The sequence below is a fragment of the Tamlana crocina genome, from assembly GCF_012037625.1.
Genome location: NZ_JAAVJS010000757.1, coordinates 1 through 303 on the forward strand (window position 1 = coordinate 1; position 303 = coordinate 303).

The window sequence follows — 303 nt, forward strand, 5'->3', positions numbered from 1 at the left end:
TCGCTACCCGGCAATTGTGCAACAATATCGCAGAGCAGCATCAAAATTGCTCCGCCAAAAATGACTGCGGGCAGGAGGATCTTATGATCGTTTCCCGGCACCACCTGTCTTATCAAATGTGGAACTGCCAGGCCTACAAAAGCAATCGGCCCTGCAAAGGCTGTAATGCTTCCGGCCAGGAGGCTTGTTGAAATGATGAGCAGCGCCCGGTTACGGCCAATGTTCATACCGAGACTTCGGGCGTATTGCTCCCCCAACAGGAGAGAATTCAGATTTTTAATGCTGAAAAGCGCAATGGCAATT

Annotated in this window: 1 protein-coding gene; it reads right to left on the reverse strand. The window is 50.5% G+C overall.

Annotated features, from left to right (window positions below; translation table 11 throughout):
- The coding region (locus tag HC176_RS18875) for an iron chelate uptake ABC transporter family permease subunit (RefSeq protein ID WP_167920503.1) at positions 1 to 303 on the reverse strand (303 nt) is incomplete at both ends.